Source organism: Bacteroides mediterraneensis, assembly GCF_900128455.1.
GTDB classification, from domain to species: Bacteria; Bacteroidota; Bacteroidia; order Bacteroidales; family Bacteroidaceae; genus Phocaeicola; species Phocaeicola mediterraneensis.
The window spans coordinates 3,662,396-3,688,368 of sequence record NZ_LT635783.1 but is presented as its reverse complement, the minus strand read 5'-3'; the positions used below and the strand labels follow the sequence as shown (position 1 = coordinate 3,688,368).

Here is a 25,973-nt window from a genome sequence, read left to right as displayed (position 1 = left end):
TTATTTTCGCGTGTAGCCTGCTGCTTCTGCAATTTTTACCGGAATCTCCGTATTGTCGATACGATTTTGGAACTTTTCTGCTCCCACGCCGATGGCAAATACAGGTACGTAGCCCGCAGAATGCCCTCCACTGGTCCATCCGGTCAAGGCAATTTCATCGATGATTCGTTTGGCTTCTGCAGCAATAGGCTCATCTTGTGCATATTCGCTTTTTTCCATCTTCATCTGTTGGTTCTTGAGGCTCTGTTCGTAGACGGCTTTCAAGCGAGCTTCCTGTTTATCGTTTAGTTTTACTTTGTCCCAAAAACCGAAATTGTCCTTTAAGGCTTGCTGCACAGCTTCCCAAGATACGTTATTGTCGGTTTTGGCACGAAGCTGGTTGATGATTTTGGTAAATCCGCTTTCGCTTACCTTTTGGTTCTTGAGTACTTGCAGGTTCAGTTCGTACGGGCCTTTCCCTAATACGAAACCTCCTGTTTCATGGTCGGCAGTGACAACAATCAACGTTTCGTCCGGGTGCTGTGAATAAAATTCATAGGCCACTTTTATGGCGTTGTCAAAATCTATAATTTCATGAAAGACGGTTGCCGCATCGTTGCTGTGGCAGGCCCAGTCTATTTTTCCTCCTTCTACCATCAGGAAAAATCCTTTAGATAAGTCTTTAGAAAGGAAATTGATGGCTGAACGGGTAATTTCCTGTAAGGTCAAGTCTCCTTTTTCCCGGTCAATCGCATAAGGAATAGAGTTTCTGTCCTTTGTGGAAGAAACCTCTGACTGGAAGAGGATTATTTTATCGGCTTTCTTGCTTTTCTTGAGATAGTCTTTATATCCTCTGGCAATGGTATAGCCATATTGGGGGGCCATTGAGTAGAGGTTCTCGGCCTGAGGATTGTGTTTGTCTTCCGGCTGCAGGAAGTCTGAACCTGCATAAAAGTCGAATCCAGTGGTGTACAAGTCTTTTCCTATACCATAATAACTTCCTCTGCCGGCCGCATGTGCGTAAAAGGCTGCGGGAGTAGCATGGTCTACACTCACGCTGGTGGCCACTCCTACTCGGCATCCGTTATCCTTAGCCCACGTAGCCACACTGTATACAGGTGTTTGTAAATCTTTCAATACCCCAATCGCCCCATTCTTAGTCTTGCTGCCGGTAGCCAAGGCGGTTCCTGCTGCGGCAGAATCTGTCACTCCGTTTGTGGCCGAAAAAGTGGTGGCTACAGTAGTGTAAGGGAATTGGGTGAATTGCAAAGGAGTAATTCCGATTTTCCCTTCTAATTCACCAAGATACAGTTCTGTACCTTGTACTTGATTGACTCCCATTCCATCCCCGATGAAGTAGAATACATATTTGGCCTGTTGTGCATTGATTTGACAGAAGGCCAGCAGGATGAACATAACGACGATTGATAATTTCTTCATAAAGTTCTGTGTTGGATGATTGTTTTTGCGAAAATACGGAAAATTGTGGTTTCATCATCTTTTTGGATAAAAAAGATGATGAAAAAGGGTGGACGTTTTGGAGTCTTGTCATTGTATTTATTGAACTATATTACATTTTTATTATGAAAAAAGAGCGATTAATAGGAGCATGTCTGTTGCTGTCCATGTTGGCCTCCTGCCAGCAAAAAGAGTTTTTACAACACCTGAATGAGGAACCGGTCCTTTCTCTGAAGGCTTCTGTCGGTACACCTGAACAAGGGACTAGGACCCAGACGGATGAGTCGGGAGGTTCTGTCTTTGTAGAAAAGGATGAATTGGGATTTTTTATGCCGGAAGACGATGAGCCTGTAAAATGGACTTTGATTGGAAGTCAGTGGGTGGCAGAATCTCCTTTGGCATGGAAGGATAAGGTAAGCAGTTTTTCGTTTTGTGCATATTATCCTTATTCGGAAGAGGCGACAACCCGTACCAGTGTACCCATGCCTGATTTAAGTCGGCAGCCTGGAACACTTTCTGGAATAGGTGATTTTGATTTCCTGACAGCCCGTTGTCGGCAAAGTTATGGAGAAACGGACAATGGCACGGTTTCTTTTACTGGTGCGTCCTCTTTTAAGCACGCATACAGCTTCCTCTCTGTAAAAATTAAAAATGCCCTTCCTGGTGGAGAGGTCTTATTGAAGCGGGTCAGTTTTCAAGGTGATAACTTGTTTGGATGCAGCACTTATCATTTTGGAGAGTCGGAAGAAGAGGATGGACTTTCTTATGTAGACGCTTCCAAGTCCGATGTGCTGACCTTCAATTTTGAAGAACCTGTGTCTGTGACAGAAGAATCCGGCTATACGTTGTATTTCTTATGTAATCCATCTGATTTGACCGGAGATACAGAATTCACCATATCCTATCAGCGTGACGGGCTTTCTTATACGGCTTCTACTAACAAACTGGGAAAACAGTTCTTAGCAGGAAAGTTTTACCAGTTTACGCTTAAACTGACCAAGGAAGAATTGGTGTTGGAAGGTGGTGAAGTGACCGACTGGATTTCAGAAGAGCTTCCCGAGATTACGATTGATGAGAATCCGGAAAAAGTCACCGGAAAGCAATAAGAGTAGGATTCCTTCTATGAAATCACCTTCATTGCAGTCATTTGTGATGGGGGTGATTTTTCTATACAGACAGCGGATGAAGCAATTGTTATCTGTATGCAAAGTTGCCTTAATTCTCAGAAAAAACATGTAACTTTGTGCTCTCAAATAAAAGAATAATCAATTCTTAGTTCATTATAAGCAATGAAAGCACTGAAAGAACGCATCATTCGGGATGGAAAATGCTTTGAAGGAGGAATCCTTAAAGTGGATAATTTTATCAATCATCAGATGGACCCGATTCTGATGAAGTCGATGGCAGTAGAGTTCGTACGGAGATTTGCCAGTACAAAAATCAACAAGGTGATGACCATTGAGGCCAGCGGAATCGCTCCTGCCATCATGGTGGGCTATTTACTGGAACTTCCGGTGGTTTTTGCCAAGAAGAAGAAACCGAGTACGATGGAAAACATGCTGACCACCACGGTGTATTCTTTTACGAAAGACCGTACGTATGATGTGTGTGTAAGTAAGGATTATCTGTGTCCGGGCGACAAGGTGTTGTTTATTGACGATTTCCTGGCAAATGGAAACGCAGCAAAAGGAATCATTGATTTGGTACAGAAGGCGGGAGCAGAACTGGTCGGCATGGGTTTCTTGATAGAGAAGTCCTTCCAGCATGGAGGAGATTACCTGCGTGAGAAAGGTATCCACGTAGAGTCGTTGGCTATCATAGAAAGTCTGGATAATTGTCAAATTAAAATAAAAGAGTAAATCTTTGATGGAAAAAGAACAACAAACAGCCCAGAGTGCCGGGCTTATCTACGGTTTGAACGACCGTCCTCCTTTGAAAGATACGATTTTTGCAGCGTTGCAACATCTGCTGGCCATATTTGTGGCCATCATCACTCCTCCGCTGATTATTGCCGGAGCGTTGAAGCTGGATTTGGAAACGACGGGTTTCCTGGTTTCCATGGCCCTTTTTGCTTCAGGAATTTCTACTTTTATCCAATGTCGTCGTGTGGGGCCTATTGGCTGCGGGCTGTTGTGCATTCAAGGCACGAGCTTTTCTTTTATCGGACCGATAATCTCGGCCGGATTGACCGGAGGATTGAGCAGCATATTTGGTGCATGTATTGTAGCTTCATCCGTGGAAATGCTGATAAGTAGGGTGTTGAAGTACACGCGGCGTATCATAACTCCTTTAGTATCCGGTATTGTGGTCACCTTGATAGGTATGAGTTTGATTAAGGTCGGCATTTCCGCCTGTGGAGGAGGAGCAACCGCACAGGCAGACGGCTCGTTTGGTGCTTTTCAGCATATCGGACTGGCCGCATTGGTACTGGTACTGATTATTTTCTTTAACCGTAGTTCCAACCGCTATCTGCGAATGAGTTCGATTGTGATTGGGTTGGTGGTAGGTTATGTGCTGGCCTGGGCTTTGGGAATGGTCGATTTCTCGGCTGTACAGAGCTATGGAGGATTCAATATTCCGATACCTTTCCGTTACGGTGTGTCGTTTGACATCTCGGCCATTATCGGATTGGCATTGGTTTACCTGATTACAGCCATCGAGGCATACGGAGATATTACGGCCAATTCTTTGATTTCGGGTGAGCCCGTGGAAGGAGAAACTTTTGTCAAACGAGCTTCCGGAGGTATTCTGGCAGATGGATTTAACTCCATGCTGGCCGGTTTCTTCAATTCTTTCCCTAATTCCATCTTTGCTCAAAACAATGGCATGATTCAGCTGACGGGAGTGGCCAGCCGTTACGTAGGTTACTTCATTGCCGGTTTTCTGATTTTATTGGGCCTTTTTCCGGCTGTGGGGTTGGTGTTCTCGTTGATGCCGGAACCTGTGCTCGGAGGAGCTACCTTGTTGATGTTCGGAACAGTGGCTGCGGCCGGTATTCGTATCATTTCTTCACAAAAGATTGACCGTAAAGCTACGTTGGTGATGGCGCTGAGCTTTTCTTTTGGCTTGAGTGTGGAGCTCGTGCCAGATATCTTATGTCAGCTTCCGGAAACATTGCGAAACATTTTCTCATCCGGAATTACCACAGGAGGTTTGACAGCCATTCTGGCTAACCTGTTGATTCAGATAAAGGAATAATTTTCTTCAGGCATAAAAAAAGCCCCGTTCCCATGCAGGAGCGGGGCTTCCTTTTTAGGAGGTCTTTATTTATTTGACTTCAATAACCTTACGAGCCTGAACTTTTTCTTCATTTGTCTTTTTCGGCAAATCGATGGTCAATACACCGTCATTGACGGAAGCATTGATTTTTTCTTTCTCCACGTCATCAGGGATAATCATGGATTGTTCGAATTTGCTGTAAGAGAATTCGCGACGCAAGTACTTCTTGTCGTTCTCCTCCTTGTTTTCGCTCTTCTTTTCCATTGAAATGGTAAGCGTATTGTCATCAGCCAGTTGAACGTGAAAGTCGTCTTTCGTCATGCCGGGAGCTGCCAATTCCACTTTATACTCTTTATCGCTTTCAATTACATTGATTGCAGGAGCTGTAGAGTTGGCCTTTACCATCCAATCGTTATCAAAGAAATCATTAAAGATACTCGGTAACCAGTTCTGATTGTAATTTTTTCTAGTCGGCATCATAGTTGTAATCTCCTATATTTGAGTTGTTTTTATTATCAATTTTCTTGCTGGAGGGTTTCTGCTTTCGCTTCCGCGATCCGCCTATGAGATTGCAAAACCTGTGCCTCTTTGATTGGGGTATGCCAAAATGAACATCTGTTTTAAAACCTGTTTAACTATCCTCCTTGTTTTTAAACTAAAGCAAACATTGGTGTTTCGTAGGAATCTCCTCTTTTGTCAGACTGACAGAAAAAGAACTGCCAAACTTTCATTTTATGGCCAGAAAGGAAACAGAATGACAGAAAAAAAGCCGTTACGAATCCGTAACGGCCCTTCTTATGATAGGATGTAAATTCTTACCGTGCCACAAACAATGACTGGCTGTTAGACTGACGTGCAGAAATCATTCCTTGCAAATCTGGAGAAACGGTCATCGGAGTACCGTCTTCCTGCTTGAAGGTGATAGTTCCGTCTTCATTCATAGTAATCAGTTCAAAGGTCTGTCCTTCCGCAGAAGCATTCCAAGTGTTTTTTTCTTTGTTATATACCAAGTTCAGAGGCTTGTCTTCTTCCCCTTTCTTTGTGATGGTATAACCGTCTTCGTTCGTACGTACCAGGTATTCTCCATTCTCACCTTTTATTGTTTTTACAGTTCCGATGTTTTCAGCCAAAGGATTTGAACCAGACCAGAATTCAATGGAATTCAGTACAATGATGTCGGCCAGATAGGCAACTTCATAGACAGGTACGATGTGGAAAGCTAAGAATACGATTTCATTGACAAACTTGTTGCCGATGTTATTGTTCCAGTCTTTCAAACTGCTCCATAATCCGAAGGAGCCAATGCATGAAGAGCATATAAGGCTGCCGCTTAAGATGAGGCATGCAGCGGAAAGTTTTAATTTTCTCATATCTGCTTTAGTTTTGGGTTAATATTTAAGTAAGTATTGTTTTTGTCCTAACAAATTACTACAAAGTTAGAAGTTATTTTTGATTATGAAAGAGAAATATAAAAAAATCGTATCTTTGCGTCGTTTTTTGTAAGAAATTAATGGTTAAAATAAGACAATAGCATGAAAGAAAAAATTCAGAAGAGATTGAGTGATTCGAAGGCGGCACGCTGGACAGCGTTGTTTATCGTATCGTTTACAATGATGTGTGGATATTTCCTGACCGATGTGATGTCACCTTTGGAAAATTTGTTGACGACGAAAGGTAAGGTGGTATATTTTACGGATGACACTTCCATGCCGGCTGATACGCTGGTAGCCAAGGTGCGGTTGTTTTCCGCTGCCAACATGCTTTCTGAACCCGATTTGACGGTAGAAAAGCTGGGAGCAGGGGTGAAGATGCAGTATCGTGAGATGGTAAACGGGCAACAGGTTACGGTGGAAAAGACCATTAGTTCAGTGGCTCGTGGAGAAGGTTGGTCAAGTACGGAGTATGGCTTTTTCTCCGGTGCTTATGGCTTGATTAATGTTTTCTTGCTGATGCTCTTCTTCGGAGGCGTGATTTTGGATAAGATGGGTATCCGTTTCACCGGTACCATGTCTTCTGGATTGATGCTGGTCGGTGCGTTGATAAAGTGGTATGCCCTTTCTACTGATTTTGGCGATGCCCAGCTGTTTGGCATGAACATGCAGGTGGCACTGACCTCTATCGGCTTTGCCATCTTTGGTATGGGCGCTGAGATTACTGGTATCACCGTGTCGAAAGTTATTGTCAAATGGTTTGCAGGTAAGGAGCTTGCATTGGCCATGGGACTTCAGGTAGCAATGGCCCGTATCGGTACGGCCCTCGCGTTGGGGGTCAGTCTGCCGGTGGCCCGTATGATGGGTAACGTGTCCTATCCTGTATTGTTCGGTGCCATTGCTTTGTGTGCAGGATTTGCTTCCTATTTGGTATATTGTATGATGGACCGCAAGGAAGATGCGTCTGCCGAGGCTGTACGCAAGGAGAGCGGTCAAAAGGAGGAAGAAGGATTCAAGATGTCCGATTTGAAGCAGATTTTCTGCAGCAGAGGATTCTGGCTGATCAACCTGCTTTGTCTGATGTTCTATGCGGGCGTGTTCCCCTTCCTGAAATTTGCCACAAAGTTGATGATTTATAAATACGACGTGCCCGAATTGTTTGCAGGGTGGATTCCGGCCCTCTTGCCGTTTGGTACCATCCTGCTTACCCCGGTGTTCGGTATCTTGTATGACCGTATTGGCCGTGGAGCTACCCTGATGATTATCGGGTCTTTCATGCTGACAGCCGTACATGTGCTTTTTGCACTCCCCATTATGAACTACTGGTGGTTTGCCGTAGTGGTAATGATTGTACTGGGAATCGCTTTCTCTTTGGTACCGAGTGCCATGTGGCCTTCCGTACCTAAGATTATCCCGATGAAACAGTTGGGCTCTGCGTATGCCATTATCTTCTATATCCAGAACATCGGCCTCACCATGGTGCCTTGGCTGATTGGTTGGGTGATTGAACATTTTGCTACGCTGCGTAATGAAGCCGGTGTCATTACGGGTTACGATTATACGGCACCGATGGTGATTTTTGCAGTCTTTGGCGTATGTGCCATTGTGATAGCCATGCTGCTGCGTGCGGAAGACGCCAAGAAACATTATGGACTGGAAGAAGCCAACATGAAGAAATAAGTATTCTTTAAAATAATAGAATAAGGAGTTAGGGCCTTGAATGTGGATAGGCTTTAACTCCTTTTTTGTTTTTAAGACAAATATCTGTAGATGAAGCCCTTACTTTTGTTTTCTTTATATCTTTTGTGAGTCTATAAGCCCGTATTTGTTTGTCTTATAGATTTTTTCGCGTATCTTTGATACATGTTTTGTACAAGGCCGGGAAAAATGGCCTTGCATAAAAGTTTAACTATGAATCGTATAAGAAAGAAATCACCAATTACATGGGTTCCTACGGCATATTTTGCCATGGGCCTGCCTTTTGTTGTACTGAATATGGTCACCGTATTGATGTTCAAAGGGTTGGAAGTCGATGATAAGCTGATTACCTTTTGGACCTCGTTAATCCTCCTTCCCTGGACGTTGAAGCCTTTATGGAGTCCTTTTCTGGAATTGTTTCGGACCAAGAAATTCTTTGTCATTGCGACCCAGCTGGTTACGGGAGTCACTTTCGGTCTGGTAGCCTTTTCGCTGAACCTTCCGCATTTCTTCAGCATTTCCATAGCCTTGCTGGCCATTGTTGCCTTCAGCGGAGCCACTCACGACATTGCCTGCGATGGAGTGTATATGAGTGAACTGTCCAATGAAGAGCAAGCCAAGTTTATCGGATGGCAGGGCGCATTCTATAATATTGCCAAGATTCTGGCGACGGGAGGACTGGTATATCTGGCTGGTTATCTCATTGAAATGAATGCCGAGGCCGGCATGCTGGGGGCTACCAAACGGGCTTGGATGATTATTCTGCTCATCCTCTCTGCCACGATGCTGCTTTTGGGACTTTATCATTACTTTGCCTTGCCTTCCACACAGGCAAAGAGAAAAAAGGAGGAAGCCATGACCAGTCGGGAGGTGTTGAAAGAACTGGGAGAGGTGTTGCTTGATTTTTTCCGGAAGACTCACATTGTATATTATATCTGCTTCATCATTCTGTATCGTTTTGCCGAAGGATTTGTGATGAAAATTGTGCCTTTGTTCCTGAAAGCTGGCCGTGAGGTAGGAGGACTGGGACTGAATGAAAAGGAAATCGGACTTTATTACGGAACGTATGGAGCGGCGGCTTTTGTGCTGGGGTCTTTGCTGGCCGGATACTACATCGCCCGGCGCGGACTGAAGAACACACTGTTCACTTTGTGTTGCATCTTTAACTTCCCGTTTGTGGTATATGCCTTGTTTGCGTATCTGCAGCCGGAAAGCGGTTGGATTATTTGCAGCGGCATCGTATTTGAATATTTCGGATACGGTTTTGGCTTCGTCGGCCTTTCCTTGTTCATGATGCAGCAGGTGGCTCCCGGCAAGCACCAGATGGCGCATTATGCCTTTGCTTCGGGTATCATGAATCTGGGAGTGATGATTCCCGGCATGCTGAGTGGCTGGGTGTGCGAAAGTCTTGGAGAATGGTTTGACAAACCGGGAGGCTATGAACCCTTCTTTATCTTTGTGCTGATAGCCACGATTCCGGCTTTTCTGATTACGTATTTCATCCCGTTTAAGTATGATAATGAAGGAAAACTTATAGAGGGTGAACGAGAATATGTCTAATCTAAATAAAAACAAACTGAATATGAATGACAAATTTGTAATGCCGTGGGAAGAACGCCCGGCAGATTGTAAGGAGGTGATGTGGCGGTATTCCAAGAATCCCGTCATCGGGCGGTATCAGATACCTACGTCGAACAGCATTTTCAATAGTGCGGTGGTACCTTTCAAGGATGGGTTTGCCGGCGTGTTCCGTTGTGACAACAGGGCCGTGCAGATGAATATCTTTGCAGGTTTCAGCAAGGACGGCATCCATTGGGAAATCAATCACGAACCGATTAAGTTCCAACCCGGGAACACCGATATGATTGAGTCGGAATATAAATACGACCCTCGTGTCACGTGGATTGAAGACCGTTACTGGATTACATGGTGTAACGGTTATCACGGTCCTACTATCGGCATCGGCTATACCTTTGATTTCAAGGAATTTTATCAGTGTGAGAATGCTTTCTTGCCTTTCAACCGCAACGGTGTGCTTTTCCCGCAGAAAATCAACGGCAAATATGCCATGCTGAGCCGTCCGAGCGACAACGGGCATACTCCTTTCGGGGATATTTATATCAGCTACAGTCCCGACATGAAATACTGGGGCGAGCACCGCTGCGTGATGAAAGTAACACCCTTCCCGGAGAGTGCCTGGCAGTGTACGAAGATTGGAGCCGGTTCCGTGCCTTTCCTGACAGAAGAGGGCTGGTTGATGTTCTATCATGGTGTTATCACCACCTGCAACGGTTTCCGTTACTCCATGGGAGCTGCTATTCTGGATAAGGACCATCCGGAAAAGGTGCTTTATCGTACCCGCGATTATCTGCTGGCTCCTGCAGCGCCTTATGAACTGCAGGGCGACGTGCCCAATGTGGTGTTCCCGTGTGCTGCCCTTCAGGACGGGGAAAGAGTGGCAGTGTATTACGGTGCGGCCGATACCGTGGTCGGAATGGCTTTCGGCTACATTTCCGAAATCGTTGATTTCGTGAAACGTACTTCTATTTTATAAGAATGAATATTTTATAGGACCGTTCCCATGGTTGAGGCTGTGGGAGGGGTCCTTTTTATTTTAAGCCTATGAAAAAACTAATTGCATGTCTGAATTTTTTGTTCGTTGGGGTGTGCCTGCATGCCCAAGAACCAGTAGATTATGTCGACCCGTTTATCGGGACCACCAATTTCGGTACGTGTAATCCGGGAGCTGTGTGTCCGAACGGCTTGATGTCGGTTGTTCCATTCAATGTGATGGGTTCGGCAGACAACAAGTATGACAAGGATGCCCGTTGGTGGTCTACACCTTACGACTATACGAACAGCTATTTTACGGGACTGTCTCATGTCAACCTGAGTGGGGTGGGATGTCCCGAACTGGGGTCTTTGCTGTTGATGCCTACCACCGGGGAACTGGATGTGGATTATCATCACTATGGCAGCAAGTATGGGAAGGAAACCGCCTCACCGGGATACTACAGCCTGCAACTGACGAAATACAACGTGAAAGTGGAAGCTACTTCTACCCTGCGGACAGGATTGACCCGTTTCACTTTCCCGAGAGGAAAGAGCCATATCCTGATGAACCTGGGAGAGGGACTGACCAATGAGTCGGGAGCCTATCTGCGCCGGGTGAACGACCGGGAGATAGAAGGTATGAAACTGTTGGGTACGTTCTGTTATAATCCGCAGGCTGTCTTTCCCATTTATTTCGTGATGAGAATCAACAAGGTTCCGCAACAGACGGGGTATTGGAAATTCCAGCGCAAGATGAATGGCATAGAGGCCGAATGGGATAAAGACAACGGGAAATACAAGTTGTACACGCAGTACGACCGCGATTTGGCCGGTGATGACATAGGTGCCTGGTTCACCTTCGATACGGAAGAAAATGAACAGATCGAAGTGGCCGTGGGTGTTTCTTTTGTCAGCATGGAGAATGCCCGCCAGAACCTGGAAGCCGAGCAGCATGGAGCCGGTTTCGATGAAATTCATGCCAGTGCCCGCAGCAAGTGGAACGACGACCTGAGCCGCATCACTGTGGAAGGGGGTACGAAGGCACAGAAAACCGTGTTTTACACGGCCTTGTATCATACCTTGATTCATCCGAACCTCTTGCAGGATGTGAACGGAGAATATCCGGCAATGGAAACGGGAGAAACCAAGACCACGAAAAACAACCGCTATACGGTGTATTCGTTGTGGGACACGTACCGCAACCTGCATCAGCTGATGACATTGGTGTATCCGGAGCGTCAGATTGATATGGTGCGTACCATGATTGACATGTACAAAGAGCATGGATGGCTGCCCAAGTGGGAACTCTACGGACGGGAAACCCTCACCATGGAAGGTGACCCCAGTCTGCCGGTCATTGTGGACACATGGATGAAAGGCTTGCGTGATTTCGACATGGAAACTGCTTACGAAGCCATGCGGAAGTCGGCCACCCTGCCCGGAAAAGACAACCTGATGCGTCCGGACAACGATGACTATATGAACAAGGGTTATGTGCCTTTGATGGAACAGTTCGACAATTCCGTGTCGCATGCGCTGGAATATTACATTGCCGACTATGCCCTGTATACGCTGGCCAAGAGCCTGGGAAAGAAAGCCGATGCCGACTTGTTCTACAAGCGCTCTATGGGCTATAAGCATTACTATTGCAAGGAGTTCGGTACCCTTCGCCCCATCTTGCCGGATGGTACGTTCTATTCTCCGTTCGACCCGCTGCAAGGACAGAACTTTGAACCTAGCCCGGGCTTCCATGAAGGAAACTCCTGGAACTACACTTTCTATGTGCCTCACGATGTAAAAGGACTGGCCCGTCTGATGGGCGGACAGAAAAAGTTTGTCGACAAGCTGCAGATGGTGTTCGACAAAGGCTATTACGACCCGGCCAATGAACCGGACATTGCTTATCCTTACCTGTTCAGCTACTTCAAGGGCGAAGAATGGCGTACCCAGAAAACGGTGCGTGAACTGTTGGCCAAGTATTTCACTCCCAAGCCCGACGGCATTCCCGGAAACGACGATGCCGGTACCATGTCGGCCTGGGCCGTATTCAGCATGATGGGTCTTTATCCCGACTGTCCGGGAGTGCCGGAATACACGCTGACCGACCCGACTTTCGACCGGATTACCATCCGTCTGAACCCGGAGTTCTACGGGAAAGACCAACTGATCATTGAAAAGAAAGGCAACGGTTCAGCAGAAGGATACATCCAGAAGATTGAACTCGGAGGCAAGAAGACGGGCTATCGTATCCACCACAACGACCTGGTGAAAGCCGGTACCCTGACTTTCTATAAATAAGAAATGGAATCAGTTTCCTTTTAGTCGCTTCCTCTTTACGGTATGACGCACCACTCCGATGCTGATTTCGTATAGGAGGACGATGGGGAAGGTGACAATCAGCATGGTAAACACGTCTGAGGTAGGAGTGATGATGGCTGCAATCATCATTGCGAGGACCCAGGCGTGTTTTCTGTATTTAGCCATAAAGTCGGCCGACAGAATACCGAATTTGGCTAACAGCCAGGTCAGTACCGGTATTTCGAATGTGATGCCCATCATCAGGCTCAGCATGTTCAGTGTATCGATATAAGAGCTGAGTACGATGGTGTTCTCTACCTCCGGACTCACCTGGTAGGTAGACAGGAAACGGAAGGTAAAAGGAAAAATCAGGAAATAGCTGAACAATACCCCTGTGAGGAACAGCAGGTAACTCCAGAATATCAGGCGACGGGAATATTTCTTCTCGTTCTGGTAGAGGGCAGGGGATACGAAATGAAAAAGCTGGTAAAGAATGTAAGGAGAAGCCAGTAGAATGCCTGCATAAAACGAAACGCTCATGTGGGTGAGGAACTGTCCGGAGAGCTGGGTATTGATGAGTTTGACCGGAAGTGTCTGCGCTTCCAGACCGGAAATATGAAGCACTTGTCCCAGCCATGCGAAAAAACGGTAGGTGCAAAAATTCCCCTCCTTGGGTGCCAGAATCACGCCAAAAAGTTCGTCCTTGAAGCAGAAAGCCAGCAACATGAGTACCACTACCGCGCAGGCAATGTGGATAATCGTTTGGCGGAGTGCGTCCAGGTGGTCCCAAAAGGTGAGTTCCGTTGGTTCGTTCGGCTTCACGGCAATTATTTTTCTTTATGGTCAGTAGAAGAAACTTCCTCTTTTTTGCTGTCAGTTTCTTTCAGGTTTTCTTCCACTTCGTTCATGCCCTCTTTGAAGCTTTTTACTCCTTTTCCGAGACCTTTCATCAGTTCCGGAATCTTCTTTCCACCGAACAGTATCAGGATAATCAGGATGATAAATAAAAATTCCTGGGTACCGATACCCATAAGCAATAAGGTCGTATTCATGTAGTTCTGTTAAATAATGGTTTGTCTGTTATTGATTTCTACGCAAAAATATGGATTGTTTTTTATTTGCGCAAATGTAACTCTTTGGCATTTCTGTTTTTAAGGAAAAAAGAGTTCTCCGGAAGGTATTCTTTCGATTCCCCTTGTCATAAGTTTTCTTTGTCCTTTTATTTTCTCTGTACCGCATGGCGGGATTTGTATTTCACAGTGTGAGATATGTATCCCACACTGTGGTTTTTGTATCCCACAGTGTGAAACAGAGAATTTGCCTTGGAGTTTGGAAGAATTTGCGGGAGAGGTAGGGAAAATATGGAAGGGTAGGAGCTGAAACAGGGGGTTCAACTGAAATGTCAGGAAGATGTCAGTCAGTTTTTTCGGTTGGATGAGTGAAGGAAAGTAGATTTGTGACTAAAATCATGAGAATATGGAGGCAAAGGTGCATTATGCAGGAATGCGGCGGTTTTTAGTTTTATTTATATTGGCTCTCGTGGCAGGTTCCCTTTTTATCACGCAGAAGAAGGAGAAAGACGAAACTCCGCTTCCCGAGAAGCTGGAGAAGGTGATGCGTACCACGCGGATGAATATCTATCGGGACCCTTTTTATGGTTATGTGATACATTATCCGTCCTTTTTCGAGCAGGTCTCCAATCCGCAGGTGAAAGAAAAAGGATATTGCCAGTTCCGTTTTTGGAATGTGGAGCAGATTGTACAGACCGCGTTTGTGCTTCCCAATCTGGACAGCCTGACGGTGGCGCAGGGAATGGCTCGTTTTGCCCGGGAACTTCATGCCACTTATCAACGTGAGGAAGATGATTGCTTTATCCTTTCCGGACCGCTTCATCTGGAAGACGGAGAAGTGGCAGGGCATCGCTTTTATGCCAAGTACGTGAAGTGTCAGAAACTCTGGTTTGTGCAGATTCTCACTTATCCGGAGAATTGCGCGCAGGCGGTGACACGGCTCATCCGGGAGATTGACCGTTGGAAGGTCTGGGAGAAAAAAGAAGAGAAAAAACTGCCTGAATCGTTTGACTGTCAGTCTCAGACTCCTTCATCTTATACAGGTCCTTGTTTCCCTTGGATATTGATTACCAACTGAAATCGGAGGGGAATTTAATAATAAAACAATCGACTCCTTGGTAAAAAGGTTATAAGGTATCAATATATTCGGTTGGTGTCATGCCGTATTGCTTGTAAAATGCACGATAGAACGTAGACCGGCTGTTAAAACCAGCCTCTTCGGCTATCGCTTCAATTGAAAAATTACGTTTTTCTTTTATCAGTTTCACAGAATATTCCACCCGTAGACGATTCAGATAACTGTTAAGATTGGGAACTCCGGCATAACGCTTAAGTAAACTGCTTAAATCATTCTTGTGAATGCCGGTCGTACGCAACAGTTCGTCACGTCCGAAGCGGGGTTGCAAGAACAGTTGTTGCTCCATTATCAGTTGTTCCATACGCAAGAAAGTCTCATAAGACTGATTTGAAGTCCCACTCGTCTTTTCTTCCTGTCCGGCTTTCTTTTCCATTGGAGGAACATCCTTCTGCATGTCATTACAAGTGAGGCATCGACGAAATTCTTCACGTTGCGCTAATAATTCTTCTATTTGGCGCGCGGCTATCCGGTTACGTCGTTTCATACGGCGAAGATTCAGGCAAACCACAATCACCAAAGTTGCAAGCAATACCAATACCACAACGCTTCCAATCAACATAAGGGAACTGCGTTCCGACTTGGCCTGCTCTTCCTGCAGCTGCTTTTCCTTTTCATTTACCTTGAAAATGGTGGCAAATTCCTGTGCGCGACTGTTGAGCTTACGCATATAAATACTGTCTGTCAATGCCAATGCACATCTGTTTAGTTCGGCCATGCGTTGATAGTTTCCCAATGCACCTTCTGATTTAGCTTCATACTCCAGTAAAAGACGATATTGCATGTTTACCGTATCACATCCCTGCCACAAGGTATGCAATTCACGTATTCTATCCAACACATCCTTATGACGTCCTGCCTTCTGAAGATAGGGTAATATGGTGTAACCGCTTTCCACACGCTTAGCTTCTTCCGTCTGCATAAAAGCCCTATAAGCTTCTTCAGCTTGTGCGGTTTTTCCCATTGACAGATACAGATTAGCCATCTTTGAATAAAGATAAGCCTTCTGCTGGTCTATATACCCGGATGGAGGTCCTGGCATATCTTTCATCCGTTCCAATAAGTCACGACGCGCATATACAGCCTTCAGGGCTTCTTCATAACGTGTATCTGATACCAACTGATTTATCAGCATGCCGTACGCATACGAGACATGCGACAACACGCGCACATCATCTGACTTGCTTCCACCTTTTATAATCTGCTGCAGGTATTCATATCCGTCCTGATACTGTTCTAACCTAAATGATGCCATCGCCAATGTACTCAACAAGCTATATTCGACGACTCTGTTATTCAATTTTTTTGCCAGATTCATGCCTTGCATAGCCATTGGAATACATTCACTATACTTACCCTGTTCTTGCAAGGCGTCTACCATCATAGATAGTGCTTTTAAGTGAAGATTAGGATTGGAGGTTGTTTTCGGAACAGACAAGACACGGCGCAAACAGGATTCCTCCAAAACAGGCATACTCATGTTTCCGTAGACCATGGCCCGTAGTATATCTATACGGGCACTTGCCATAACCTTATGATGTTCTGCGTCATCCAACAAGTCTAGAATGCTGTCAGGACGGGTCATATAATATTCTTTTACGGCCTTTTCTAAGGCCAGACTATCTGTTTTGAAAGAACAAAGCAATGTGTTACCAAACACAGCCAATAACAATATTACAATAAAATGACACTTCATTATGAATTGATTTTATTATTATTTCTGTCATCTTTCAAAACACATAAGCACAAAACCCCAAGCAGCAAGACATTACTTCCCATTAGCCAAATCAAAGATTAATATTGTGACGCAAATACAAACAGTTTTTTTTCTTTGGGTAAATGTACAAATAACCTCTCAATAAATTACTTTCTTTGATAAGATATTTTCTGCTCTTCGAAACAATCTTTTTCATTTCAGAAATAAAACACATTCCAAAGAAAAATGAATCAATTATAAGTTATTATATATCAATATGTTAATAAGATGTGAAACAATATATAAGACAATCTGACACAATATCTACTCATTAAAATAATCGAGGTATTTAATGATTTCTATACTTTTGCGATGAAAATTTAGGATATTTAATGATAAACAAATAATTTAAAACATTAAAAATTATGACTAGAACTTTTAAGTTAGCATTATTTTCTTTGTGCTCGTTCATGCTTTTGATATCCTCTTGCAGTAGCGATAACACACCGGCAATTCCTGAAGTAGGTAACTTTGGTGAAATTAAGTTCGACAGAGAAAAATTTGGTGCAGGACAAACTGTTACGGCATCCTGCCAACTGCCATCTACCAGCAGCGATATTTCGGATTTAGTTTACACGTGGTCGGTAAACGGTAATGAACTTGGCAGTACCAAAGTGGAAAATGGTATCAGTTATTTTACGTTTATCGTTCCGTCTCTTGATACCAATACGAATGAAGCAGATTATAAAGTTGAATTAAAAGCAAGTACCAGTTATACGGAAGCAAAACTACCTGCTACTGCTACAGCTACCATCAAAGTTCAGCGTCCAGATGTTTATCTTTCGTTTTTTGGAGACAGTCAGGAGTTAACAATAAAGAATGTACCCGGTCTTGGAGAGGTTAACAATGATTATTATGCAACACTAAAAGACTATTTACGCAATAATTCTTTAAACGTTGTTTGTCAATACAGTTTTACAGATAATAAACTGGCTAGAGTCGAAGAAAGGCGTGCAATAATTCCAGCAATATCAAATGTACAATGGTATTCATATCTAAAGACTTTTAATGGATTGATTAAAAGTACTATGGACTACTATAGAATTACCATTGACCAATCGTATATTAGTTTATCTGAGGAGATTTCGAAGGAATACGCATACGATTCAACAGATAATACTTATTTAGGTGAAGTCGCTGAATCTATCTTGCAAAACCAAGGTCAGATTATCATCTACGGTCATAACAATAATACTGAACTTGCAATTAGTGCAGCGATAGTTGAAAAGTCAGAAAGTCCGACTGGTTACGCAATCAATTGTCAGCATATTTATACTCCAAAGCAATAATTACACAAGTCATTACCATAATCAATAAAGCCCCAGTCTGAAACGAATGAACTTTTGGATTGGGACTTTATTTATTGGGGAAATAAAGCCCCACACAACCAATAACGAAACAGACATTCTTCATGTCCTCGCATTCACCGTTTTCCGCAGTCCGTTTTCGTAAGAAATCCATAAATCCCAATGATAAAATTCCGAGGAAATTTACAAACAAAAATAGTATGCAAATAAAAAAATTAAACTTGAGCAGTTTACGCTTTACATTGCTCATTGCATTACAATGTATCGCCTTTTCGTCAAGGGCGCAGTGGTCTGTAGGTTTACAAGCTGGTTATACCCACAATTCACTCACCACATCGTCCGGTTATTTTTACGACCGGGTGTATCACCCACAAGGAGGATTCACCATCGGTATACCCGTAAAATATACATTTACCGACTGGTTTGCACTAGGGGCAGAAGCCACCTTTGTGCAGAAAGGTTATGATGCCCGCCGTTCCGGATTTTATGATATCCTGCACGATGATGTATCAAACAACTATCTGTCCGTTCCATTGTATGCCCGTTTCTCTTTCGGAGGTACACGGCTGCGCGGATTCGTCAATGCCGGCGGATACCTGGGTGGCTGGCTGTCAAGCTACCGGAAAGGAACTGTTTATGAGAATTTTAGTAATTTAGACTCAGAATCCATTTTCGGTTTGGAAGACATAAAGACTATTTATCATTATGACGAGAAAGTGGAATTCGATTCAAGAAGAGATAACCGTTTCGAAGCGGGAGCTATGGTAGGTGCAGGTATTTCGTATCAGCTGGTATCCAACTTGGAGATTTTCGGAGAATGTCGCTATTATCATAGTCTTACCGATATGCAGAAAGCCTATATGAGGAAGCAGGTTCCACGTTATAATAACACGTTTGCTTTTCAGGCTGGTGTGATGTTCTATTTTGGTAAATAATCTATAATTAATACGGGAAGTGTAACTATGAAATCAAAAATAATACTTGCATTAGTCTTCGTTCTGGGACTGATTTCGTGCAGAAAAGATATGCCGGACATGCAAAATCCGCGTACAGAAACCATTTATAACTGGGACCAGCTATTTGAATCATACTGGAACGGAATGAATTATAATTATGTATTTTGGGACATAGACCCTACAGACTGGGATAAAATGTATGAGGTTTACAAACCCAAATTTGAGGGAATTGCCAAAGAGGGCTTCGATAACAAGGAAGTAAATGACAAGGCTTTCGAATGGCTCAAGGAAATGTCGTCTACTCTGATTGATAATCATTTTAATTTGACTGCTACCATTCCATGTGATAATGCCAATTGTCTCTATACCTATAATCCTTCCTTTGAAAATCTGAAAAAAAGGAAAGGCTACCATGATAATTATCTTAATGAAAGAATCAAAGCCTTACAAAAAATGATTGATGATGGTAGATTTGTTACAGGTCGTTTCGATATCTTTCCTTCTACTTCTTCTCTGGTTGCACGTTTTTTCATTTCAGCGTTGACAGATTCGAACATTTTATATTTGAGTTTTTCCAGATTTTCCATCACTGCAGATTTAGCTAGTCCTGAAAACGGGGAAACTATGGAATCTATTCTCAATATCTATTATGATAACTTAGACGATAATCCCGACTTAAAAGGAGTTATCATTGATGTGAGAGGTAATTCTGGTGGGTCTTTGAACGATTTTAAGTATGTACTTGGAAAATTTGTAGACAAGCCGTTAAAGGTTTTCTATACCCGGAAGAAAAGTGGTGTAGGTCGTTTGGATTATACTCCATATACGCCCGAATACCTTGAGCCCTATAATTATAAGCGCGAACTGGATATTCCAGTTGTCATACTGGCAGATATGCATTCTATAAGCATGGCCGAAATGACTACAATGGCTGTCCTGGCCTTGCCTAAAGGTAACGGAGTCTTTATTGGAGAACAAACTTGGGGCGGTACCGGTAATCTTAGTTCTGATTTTGACGGGACTTATGGAGGACAGTTTGAAAATAATATACTGAATGTATACACATGCATGTCCAGCCTGGTAGATTCAAAAGGAATTTCGTACGAAGGTAAGGGAATAAAGCCGACTATCGAAGTGCCGCTTGATGTGGACAAATTGTTACAAGAGCAGACAGACAATCAATTGGAATATGCTATTGACTATATCGAATCAAAGCAGGAATAAAAAACTGAGAGAAAAGATGCAAACAGCCGTTCGGGCATATTCGCTGTCGGCGATTTGCATTTGTGGATTGAGGGGCCGGAAAAATTGGTAGACCTCGTGGGGTGTCATATTGTAATCCCGTTTTGCGCTGTAAAGGGAAGGAAATTTTTCTTTAAAATTTTTGAGCTGTCTTGTCTCTTCCCTAAAAGATGGGTATCTTTGACTCGTTTTTCATTTAACATTGACACTCATGCAGGATTTTGTTCATTTGCACGTTCATACGCAGTATTCTATTCTTGACGGACAGGCTTCTATTCCCCGCCTGGTAGACAAGGCGATGGCCAACGGCATGCGGGGTATCGCAGTGACCGACCACGGAGATATGTTCGGTATCAAGGAGTTTTTCAACTATGTCAACAAGAAGAATGGGGGTACGAACGGGGAGATTAAGGATTTGAAGAAGAAAATTGCCGCCCTCGAAAGCGGCAAGGAAGAATCGGAAGACCCCGAAGCGGAGATTGCGGCTTGCAAGGAACAGCTGGAGGCAGCGAAAAAGAAACTGTTCAAACCGATTTTCGGTTGCGAGATGTACGTGGCGCGCCGTCGGCTGGAAGACAAGGAAGGAAAGCCCGACCAGAGCGGATATCACCTGGTGGTACTGGCCAAGAACCTGAAAGGTTATCATAACCTGATTAAGTTGGTGTCGAAGGCATGGACCAAGGGATTCTACATGCGTCCGCGTACAGACCGTACGGAACTGGAAAAATACCACGAAGGTTTGATTGTGTGCTCTGCTTGTTTGGGAGGGGAGGTACCCCGACGTATTACGGCCGGACAGTTTGAGGAGGCCGAGGAGGCAATCCGCTGGTATAAGAATCTGTTTGGGGATGATTATTACCTGGAGTTGCAGCGCCATAAGGCTACTGTGCCTCGCGCCAATCATGAGGTGTATCCCATGCAACAGGTGGTGAATGAGAAACTGATTGAATATGCCAAGAAATACAATATCAAGCTGGTGTGTACGAACGACGTACACTTTGTGGACGAGGAAAATGCCGAAGCCCACGACCGGCTTATCTGTCTGAGTACCGGAAAAGACCTGGACGACCCCAACCGTATGCTTTATACCAAACAGGAGTGGATGAAGACGCGGGAGGAGATGAACGAGATTTTCGCCGATGTGCCGGAAGCGTTGAGCAATACGGTGGAGGTGTGCGACAAGGTGGAATTTTATTCCATTGACCATGCGCCCATCATGCCGACATTTGCCATTCCGGAGGACTTTGGTACGGAAGAGGACTACCGCAAGAAGTTCACGGAGAAAGACTTGTTTGATGAGTTTACCCGTGACGAAAACGGCAATGTGGTGATGGATGAGGCTGCGGCCAAAGCGAAGATTGAGCGTCTGGGGGGATATGAGAAATTGTACCGTATCAAACTGGAAGCGGATTATCTGGCAAAACTGGCCTACGATGGAGCGAAAAGACGTTATGGTGAGCATCTGTCGGAAGAAGTGCAGGAACGTATCAAGTTTGAGCTGCATATCATGAAGACCATGGGTTTCCCTGGATACTTCTTGATTGTGCAGGACTTTATCAATGCGGCGCGTAACCAGCTGGATGTGTCGGTTGGACCGGGACGTGGTTCGGCAGCCGGTTCGGCAGTGGCCTACTGTTTGGGTATCACGCAGATTGACCCGATTCAGTATGACTTGCTGTTCGAGCGTTTCTTGAATCCCGACCGTATCTCCTTGCCGGATATCGATGTGGACTTCGATGATGATGGTCGAGGCCGCGTGTTGAACTGGGTGACGGAAAAGTACGGACAGGAGAAGGTGGCCCATATCATTACGTATGGTACCATGGCTACAAAACTGGCTATCAAGGATGTGGCTCGTGTGCAGAAACTTCCGCTTTCGGAATCTGACCGCTTGTGTAAACTGATTCCGGATAAGATTCCCGATAAGAAACTGAATTTGCCGAATGCCATAGCGTATGTGCCGGAGTTGCAGGAAGCGGAAGTGTCGCCGAATCCGATTTTGCGTGATACCATCAAGTATGCCAAGATGCTGGAGGGTAACGTGCGCAATACGGGCGTGCATGCCTGTGGTACGATTATCTGCCGTGACGATATTACTGACTGGGTACCGGTAAGTACGGCCGACGACAAGGAAACTGGTGAGAAGATGCTGGTGACTCAGTATGAAGGTTCGGTGATTGAAGATACCGGACTGATCAAGATGGACTTCCTGGGACTGAAGACGCTGTCCATCATCAAGGAGGCCATCGAGAATATCCGTCAGAGCAAGGGCATTGTATTGAATATTGATGAAGTGCCGATTGACGATCCGGCTACTTACCGCTTGTATAGTGAAGGGCGCACCATCGGTACGTTCCAGTTTGAATCGGCGGGTATGCAGAAGTACTTGCGTGAACTCCAACCGAGTACGTTCGAGGACTTGATTGCCATGAATGCGCTCTATCGTCCGGGGCCGATGGATTACATTCCGGACTTTATCGACCGTAAGCATGGCCGGAAACCGATTGAGTATGATATCCCGGTGATGGAGAAATACCTGAAGGATACGTATGGCATTACGGTGTATCAGGAGCAGGTGATGTTGTTGTCGCGTTTGCTGGCCGACTTTACCCGAGGCGAATCGGATGCCTTGCGTAAGGCTATGGGTAAGAAACTGCGTGACAAGCTGGACCACATGAAGCCGAAATTCATTGAGGGTGGAAAGAAGAACGGACACGACCCGAAGGTACTTGAAAAGATTTGGGCTGACTGGGAAAAGTTTGCGTCGTACGCGTTCAACAAATCGCATGCCACCTGTTATTCGTGGGTGGCTTATCAGACAGCGTATCTGAAAGCCAACTATCCTTCGGAATACATGGCGGCCACGATGAGCCGGAACATTTCGAACATTACCGAAATCACAAAACTTATGGACGAATGCAAGGCGATGGGTGTCAAGGTGTTGGGCCCGGATGTGAATGAAAGTAACCTGAAATTCTCTGTCAATTACCACGGGGATATCCGCTTCGGACTGGGAGCGATAAAAGGCGTGGGGGAATCGGCGGTACAGAGTATTTTGGATGAACGCCGGAAAAATGGAGAATTCAAAAACATATTTGATTTTGTACAGCGGGTCAATCTGTCGGCCTGCAACCGGAAGAACATTGAAAACCTGGCACTGGCCGGGGGATTTGACAGCTTTTCGGGTATCAAACGGGAAGACTTCTTTGTAAAAAATGCCAAGGATGAATCCTTCTCGGATATATTGGTCCGCTACGGCAACAAATACCAGCTGGACAAGGCTGCCGCTGCCAATTCCCTGTTCGGTGGTGAACATGAGGTAGAGGTGGCCACTCCGGAAATTGTGCCGGCACCGGCTTGGAGCGACTTGGAGCGACTGAATAAGGAACGTGATTTGGTGGGTATTTACTTGTCGGCTCATCCGCTGGATGAGTTTGCAGTGATTCTGGAAAATGTGTGCAACGTGCACATGGCAGAACTGGCCGACCTGACTCCGTTGCAGAATCACGACCTGGTGATGGGAGGAATTGTGACTGGGGTACGCGAAGGGTACACCAAGACCGGAAAGCCCTACGGCATCGCCAAGGTGGAAGACTATTCGGGTACGGCGGAATTTGCCTTCTTCGGTAACGAGTGGGTGGAAAAGAAGAATTTCTTCATGGAAGGTATGTTCCTGTTCATGCGGGGAAAGTGCCAGCCCAAGCAATGGCGGCAGGAAGAATGGGAGGTGAAAGTCAATTCCATTGAGCTGCTGCCCGAGGTGAAGGAAAAGGTCATCGAGAAACTGACTGTGACTGCTCCTTTGTCGGCAATCGACGACCAGATGATTATGGAATTCTCGTCTTTGGTGAAGGATTGTCCGGGAAATGCGGAGCTGCACTTCCTGGTACGCGATGAGGATGGACAGATGTATGTCAACCTGATGTCACGCACGATGAAGATTTCCGTACAGAAAGACCTGGTGAATTATTTAAAAAACCAGCCATTGTTGGACTATAAAATAAATTAGTATATATTTGCGTAGAACTTAAAACATAAACGATTATGGCATTGAACATTAAAGATGACAATTTTGAAGCTGTTGTAGCTGAAGGTAAACCGATAGTGTTGGATTTTTGGGCTACATGGTGTGGACCTTGTAAACAAATCGCTCCATATATTGAAGAACTGGCAGAGGAATATAAGGATAAGGTAAATATCGGCAAGTGCGATGTGGACGACAATGCAGATCTTCCTGTACAGTTCGGCGTTCGCAGTATTCCTACCGTGCTGTTCATCAAGAATGGAGAAGTGGTTGACAAGCAGGTAGGTGCTACTACCAAGGCTGCTTTGCAGGCAAAAGTGGAAGCTTTGTTGAAATAATTCAAAATCAGATAAGTTATGGGAATGGAAGACGATTTCTTGTTGGAAGACGAGGACGATGAGAAAACCATCGAGTTCATTAAGAACTATTTGCCTCAGGACATGAAAGAGGCTTTCTCGGACGATGACTTGTACTACATTCTGGATTTGATTGTGGATTACTATACCACAAGCGGTTGTCTGGATGCACAGCCGGACGACGAAGGTTATATCAACATCGATCAGGATGAGATTGTGAACTACATCGTCAAGGAGTCTACGAAGGATGGCATGGGACCGTTTGATCCGGATGCAATCTTCTTTGTCGTACAGGGCGAAATGGAGTATGGCAACCAGTTAGGACAAGTGGAATAAAAAGTATTCTATTATGAACAAAAAATCCGGACTTGCAAGTCCGGATTTTTTATTTGGTCTGGCTGTATCCTTCTGCTTTCAGTAAATCAATGATACGTTGCTTGAATTCTCCTTGGATGAGAATTTCTCCATCCTTCACGGAACCTCCCACGCCGCATTTTGTCTTGAGCTTTCGGCCTAGTTCCTTCAAGTCTTCTTCTGTACCCACAAAACCAGAAATGGCGGTAACAGTTTTTCCGCCTCGTCCTTTCTTCTCAATATTGACTCTCAGCTTCTGCTGTTTCGGGTCGATGGTTTCTGTTTCTTCCTCTTCTTCTACGTGATAGTTGAAATCAGGGTTGGTGGAATATACAATATTCAGGCGATCTTTCCAGTCGTTCTTTTTCATGTGAATTTAATTTAATCCGCCTCAAAGGTATGACATTTTTCAGAAATCGTGTCTAAGGTTTGCGAGAAATAGTTTAATTTTGCATTACTGATTAATAGAGCACAATCTGGATGGCTGTACGAAGTCGTAAAATTATGGACAAGATTCCTGAGCCTACTTTACGCAGACTCCCTTGGTATCTTTCGAATGCGAAGCTGATGAAAGAGAAAGGGGAAAAATATGTGTCTTCTACCCAGATTTCCAGACAGATAAACATTGATGCCTCGCAGATAGCGAAAGACCTTTCGTATGTGGATATCTCCGGACGTACGCGGGTGGGGTATGAAGTAGATTTGCTGATTCGGGTGCTGGAAGATTTCCTAGGGTTTACGAACATACACAAGGCCTACCTGTTCGGGGTTGGTAGTTTGGGAGGCGCCTTGCTGAGAGACTCCGGTCTGTCGCATTTCGGATTGAAGATTGTGGGTGCATTCGACATCAACCCGAATCTGGTAGGTACTACTATCGAAGGGATTCCCATCTATCATACCGATGAGTTTGAGCAGCGTATGACAAAGGACGGGGTGAGAATCGGAGTGCTGACTGTGCCCATCAACATTGCACAAGACATTACAGACAAAATGGTGGCCGGAGGAATCAAGGCCGTGTGGAATTTTACGCCGTTCCGTATCCGTGTGCCAGAAACCATCGTGGTGCAGAACACGTCACTGTATGCCCATCTGGCCGTGATGTTCAATCGTTTGAATGAAATTATAAAGAAATAACTCC

At 44.8% G+C, this 25,973-nt stretch carries 22 protein-coding genes; 15 read left to right on the top strand and 7 right to left on the bottom strand.

Features of this window, described 5'->3' with window-relative positions; translation table 11 throughout:
- Positions 1–1,419, bottom strand: a complete 1,419-nt coding sequence (locus BQ7480_RS15765) for an alkaline phosphatase (protein WP_083581852.1) — start codon at positions 1,417–1,419, stop codon at positions 1–3.
- Between the two features lie 143 nt (positions 1,420–1,562).
- On the opposite strand from BQ7480_RS15765, the gene BQ7480_RS15760 reads away from it, so the two are divergent.
- The 3 genes from BQ7480_RS15760 to BQ7480_RS15750 all read left to right on the top strand — a co-directional run bounded on the left by BQ7480_RS15760 (position 1,563) and on the right by BQ7480_RS15750 (position 4,635).
- On the top strand, positions 1,563–2,543 hold the full coding sequence (locus tag BQ7480_RS15760; RefSeq protein ID WP_139255800.1) for a fimbrillin family protein: 981 nt from the start codon (positions 1,563–1,565) through the stop codon (positions 2,541–2,543).
- Between the two features lie 183 nt (positions 2,544–2,726).
- Positions 2,727–3,296 (top strand): xanthine phosphoribosyltransferase, encoded by a 570-nt coding sequence (xpt, locus tag BQ7480_RS15755; protein ID WP_072543590.1) that lies wholly within the window; start codon positions 2,727–2,729, stop codon positions 3,294–3,296.
- Positions 3,297–3,303: 7 nt separating this feature from the next.
- Positions 3,304–4,635, top strand: a complete 1,332-nt coding sequence (locus BQ7480_RS15750; protein ID WP_072543589.1) for a nucleobase:cation symporter-2 family protein — start codon at positions 3,304–3,306, stop codon at positions 4,633–4,635.
- Positions 4,636–4,704: 69 nt separating this feature from the next.
- On the opposite strand, the gene BQ7480_RS15745 is transcribed toward BQ7480_RS15750, so the two are convergent.
- Both BQ7480_RS15745 and BQ7480_RS15740 read right to left on the bottom strand, forming a co-directional pair.
- Positions 4,705–5,136 (bottom strand): Hsp20/alpha crystallin family protein, encoded by a 432-nt coding sequence (locus tag BQ7480_RS15745; RefSeq protein WP_072543588.1) that lies wholly within the window; start codon positions 5,134–5,136, stop codon positions 4,705–4,707.
- A gap of 335 nt (positions 5,137–5,471) precedes the next feature.
- Positions 5,472–6,026 carry a DUF3332 domain-containing protein gene (locus BQ7480_RS15740; protein WP_072543587.1) on the bottom strand — a complete coding sequence of 185 codons (555 nt, stop codon included), beginning with the start codon at positions 6,024–6,026 and terminating at the stop codon, positions 5,472–5,474.
- 162 nt (positions 6,027–6,188) lie between these two features.
- On the opposite strand from BQ7480_RS15740, the gene BQ7480_RS15735 reads away from it, so the two are divergent.
- From BQ7480_RS15735 to BQ7480_RS15720, 4 genes are all read left to right on the top strand, one after another.
- Positions 6,189–7,766 (top strand): MFS transporter, encoded by a 1,578-nt coding sequence (locus BQ7480_RS15735; protein ID WP_210436341.1) that lies wholly within the window; start codon positions 6,189–6,191, stop codon positions 7,764–7,766.
- Between the two features lie 231 nt (positions 7,767–7,997).
- Positions 7,998–9,344 (top strand): MFS transporter, encoded by a 1,347-nt coding sequence (locus BQ7480_RS15730; RefSeq protein ID WP_072544087.1) that lies wholly within the window; start codon positions 7,998–8,000, stop codon positions 9,342–9,344.
- Between the two features lie 22 nt (positions 9,345–9,366).
- Positions 9,367–10,338 (top strand): glycoside hydrolase family 130 protein, encoded by a 972-nt coding sequence (locus BQ7480_RS15725; RefSeq protein ID WP_072543586.1) that lies wholly within the window; start codon positions 9,367–9,369, stop codon positions 10,336–10,338.
- Between the two features lie 68 nt (positions 10,339–10,406).
- Positions 10,407–12,635 (top strand): GH92 family glycosyl hydrolase, encoded by a 2,229-nt coding sequence (locus tag BQ7480_RS15720; RefSeq protein ID WP_083581851.1) that lies wholly within the window; start codon positions 10,407–10,409, stop codon positions 12,633–12,635.
- 9 nt (positions 12,636–12,644) lie between these two features.
- Here BQ7480_RS15720 and tatC read toward each other — a convergent pair whose 3' ends face one another.
- Both tatC and BQ7480_RS15710 read right to left on the bottom strand, forming a co-directional pair.
- Positions 12,645–13,457, bottom strand: coding sequence for a twin-arginine translocase subunit TatC (gene tatC / locus BQ7480_RS15715; RefSeq protein ID WP_072543585.1), 813 nt, complete (start codon positions 13,455–13,457; stop codon positions 12,645–12,647).
- A gap of 5 nt (positions 13,458–13,462) precedes the next feature.
- Positions 13,463–13,687, bottom strand: a complete 225-nt coding sequence (locus BQ7480_RS15710) for a Sec-independent protein translocase subunit TatA/TatB (RefSeq protein WP_072543584.1) — start codon at positions 13,685–13,687, stop codon at positions 13,463–13,465.
- A gap of 424 nt (positions 13,688–14,111) precedes the next feature.
- On the opposite strand from BQ7480_RS15710, the gene BQ7480_RS15705 reads away from it, so the two are divergent.
- Positions 14,112–14,783, top strand: a complete 672-nt coding sequence (locus tag BQ7480_RS15705; RefSeq protein ID WP_210436340.1) for a hypothetical protein — start codon at positions 14,112–14,114, stop codon at positions 14,781–14,783.
- A 49-nt stretch (positions 14,784–14,832) separates the two neighbouring features.
- Here the strand turns inward: BQ7480_RS15705 and BQ7480_RS15700 are convergent, their stop codons facing one another.
- Positions 14,833–16,425 carry a helix-turn-helix transcriptional regulator gene (locus tag BQ7480_RS15700; RefSeq protein ID WP_161946443.1) on the bottom strand — a complete coding sequence of 531 codons (1,593 nt, stop codon included), beginning with the start codon at positions 16,423–16,425 and terminating at the stop codon, positions 14,833–14,835.
- 536 nt (positions 16,426–16,961) lie between these two features.
- Here BQ7480_RS15700 and BQ7480_RS15695 point away from each other — a divergent pair.
- From BQ7480_RS15695 to BQ7480_RS15670, 6 genes are all read left to right on the top strand, one after another.
- Complete coding sequence (locus BQ7480_RS15695) at positions 16,962–17,885, top strand: hypothetical protein (RefSeq protein ID WP_139255799.1); 924 nt, start codon at positions 16,962–16,964, stop codon at positions 17,883–17,885.
- 218 nt (positions 17,886–18,103) lie between these two features.
- On the top strand, positions 18,104–18,838 hold the full coding sequence (locus BQ7480_RS15690; protein WP_072543581.1) for a porin family protein: 735 nt from the start codon (positions 18,104–18,106) through the stop codon (positions 18,836–18,838).
- Positions 18,839–18,865: 27 nt separating this feature from the next.
- A complete protein-coding gene (locus BQ7480_RS15685; protein WP_072543580.1) occupies positions 18,866–20,083 on the top strand; it encodes a S41 family peptidase in 1,218 nt (405 codons plus the stop codon).
- 229 nt (positions 20,084–20,312) lie between these two features.
- Positions 20,313–24,110, top strand: coding sequence for a DNA polymerase III subunit alpha (gene dnaE / locus BQ7480_RS15680; RefSeq protein ID WP_072543579.1), 3,798 nt, complete (start codon positions 20,313–20,315; stop codon positions 24,108–24,110).
- Positions 24,111–24,145: 35 nt separating this feature from the next.
- Entirely contained in the window at positions 24,146–24,463 is a 318-nt protein-coding gene (gene trxA / locus BQ7480_RS15675; protein WP_072543578.1) for a thioredoxin, read from the top strand.
- A gap of 18 nt (positions 24,464–24,481) precedes the next feature.
- Positions 24,482–24,817, top strand: a complete 336-nt coding sequence (locus BQ7480_RS15670) for a hypothetical protein (RefSeq protein WP_072543577.1) — start codon at positions 24,482–24,484, stop codon at positions 24,815–24,817.
- A 49-nt stretch (positions 24,818–24,866) separates the two neighbouring features.
- On the opposite strand, the gene BQ7480_RS15665 is transcribed toward BQ7480_RS15670, so the two are convergent.
- Complete coding sequence (locus BQ7480_RS15665) at positions 24,867–25,205, bottom strand: translation initiation factor (protein ID WP_072543576.1); 339 nt, start codon at positions 25,203–25,205, stop codon at positions 24,867–24,869.
- Positions 25,206–25,315: 110 nt separating this feature from the next.
- On the opposite strand from BQ7480_RS15665, the gene BQ7480_RS15660 reads away from it, so the two are divergent.
- Positions 25,316–25,969 carry a redox-sensing transcriptional repressor Rex gene (locus BQ7480_RS15660; protein WP_072543575.1) on the top strand — a complete coding sequence of 218 codons (654 nt, stop codon included), beginning with the start codon at positions 25,316–25,318 and terminating at the stop codon, positions 25,967–25,969.
- The last annotated feature ends 4 nt before the right edge of the window (positions 25,970–25,973 follow it).

Coding starts and splice junctions, on each gene's coding strand:
- BQ7480_RS15765 (WP_083581852.1), bottom strand. CDS start 1,419: ATGAAGAAATTATCAATCGTCGTTATGTTCATCCTGCTGGCCTTCTGT.
- BQ7480_RS15760 (WP_139255800.1), top strand. CDS start 1,563: ATGAAAAAAGAGCGATTAATAGGAGCATGTCTGTTGCTGTCCATGTTG.
- xpt (WP_072543590.1), top strand. CDS start 2,727: ATGAAAGCACTGAAAGAACGCATCATTCGGGATGGAAAATGCTTTGAA.
- BQ7480_RS15750 (WP_072543589.1), top strand. CDS start 3,304: ATGGAAAAAGAACAACAAACAGCCCAGAGTGCCGGGCTTATCTACGGT.
- BQ7480_RS15745 (WP_072543588.1), bottom strand. CDS start 5,136: ATGATGCCGACTAGAAAAAATTACAATCAGAACTGGTTACCGAGTATC.
- BQ7480_RS15740 (WP_072543587.1), bottom strand. CDS start 6,026: ATGAGAAAATTAAAACTTTCCGCTGCATGCCTCATCTTAAGCGGCAGC.
- BQ7480_RS15735 (WP_210436341.1), top strand. CDS start 6,189: ATGAAAGAAAAAATTCAGAAGAGATTGAGTGATTCGAAGGCGGCACGC.
- BQ7480_RS15730 (WP_072544087.1), top strand. CDS start 7,998: ATGAATCGTATAAGAAAGAAATCACCAATTACATGGGTTCCTACGGCA.
- BQ7480_RS15725 (WP_072543586.1), top strand. CDS start 9,367: ATGAATGACAAATTTGTAATGCCGTGGGAAGAACGCCCGGCAGATTGT.
- BQ7480_RS15720 (WP_083581851.1), top strand. CDS start 10,407: ATGAAAAAACTAATTGCATGTCTGAATTTTTTGTTCGTTGGGGTGTGC.
- BQ7480_RS15710 (WP_072543584.1), bottom strand. CDS start 13,687: ATGAATACGACCTTATTGCTTATGGGTATCGGTACCCAGGAATTTTTA.
- BQ7480_RS15705 (WP_210436340.1), top strand. CDS start 14,112: ATGGAGGCAAAGGTGCATTATGCAGGAATGCGGCGGTTTTTAGTTTTA.
- BQ7480_RS15700 (WP_161946443.1), bottom strand. CDS start 16,425: ATGACCCGTCCTGACAGCATTCTAGACTTGTTGGATGACGCAGAACAT.
- BQ7480_RS15695 (WP_139255799.1), top strand. CDS start 16,962: ATGACTAGAACTTTTAAGTTAGCATTATTTTCTTTGTGCTCGTTCATG.
- BQ7480_RS15690 (WP_072543581.1), top strand. CDS start 18,104: ATGCAAATAAAAAAATTAAACTTGAGCAGTTTACGCTTTACATTGCTC.
- BQ7480_RS15685 (WP_072543580.1), top strand. CDS start 18,866: ATGAAATCAAAAATAATACTTGCATTAGTCTTCGTTCTGGGACTGATT.
- dnaE (WP_072543579.1), top strand. CDS start 20,313: ATGCAGGATTTTGTTCATTTGCACGTTCATACGCAGTATTCTATTCTT.
- trxA (WP_072543578.1), top strand. CDS start 24,146: ATGGCATTGAACATTAAAGATGACAATTTTGAAGCTGTTGTAGCTGAA.
- BQ7480_RS15670 (WP_072543577.1), top strand. CDS start 24,482: ATGGGAATGGAAGACGATTTCTTGTTGGAAGACGAGGACGATGAGAAA.
- BQ7480_RS15665 (WP_072543576.1), bottom strand. CDS start 25,205: ATGAAAAAGAACGACTGGAAAGATCGCCTGAATATTGTATATTCCACC.
- BQ7480_RS15660 (WP_072543575.1), top strand. CDS start 25,316: ATGGCTGTACGAAGTCGTAAAATTATGGACAAGATTCCTGAGCCTACT.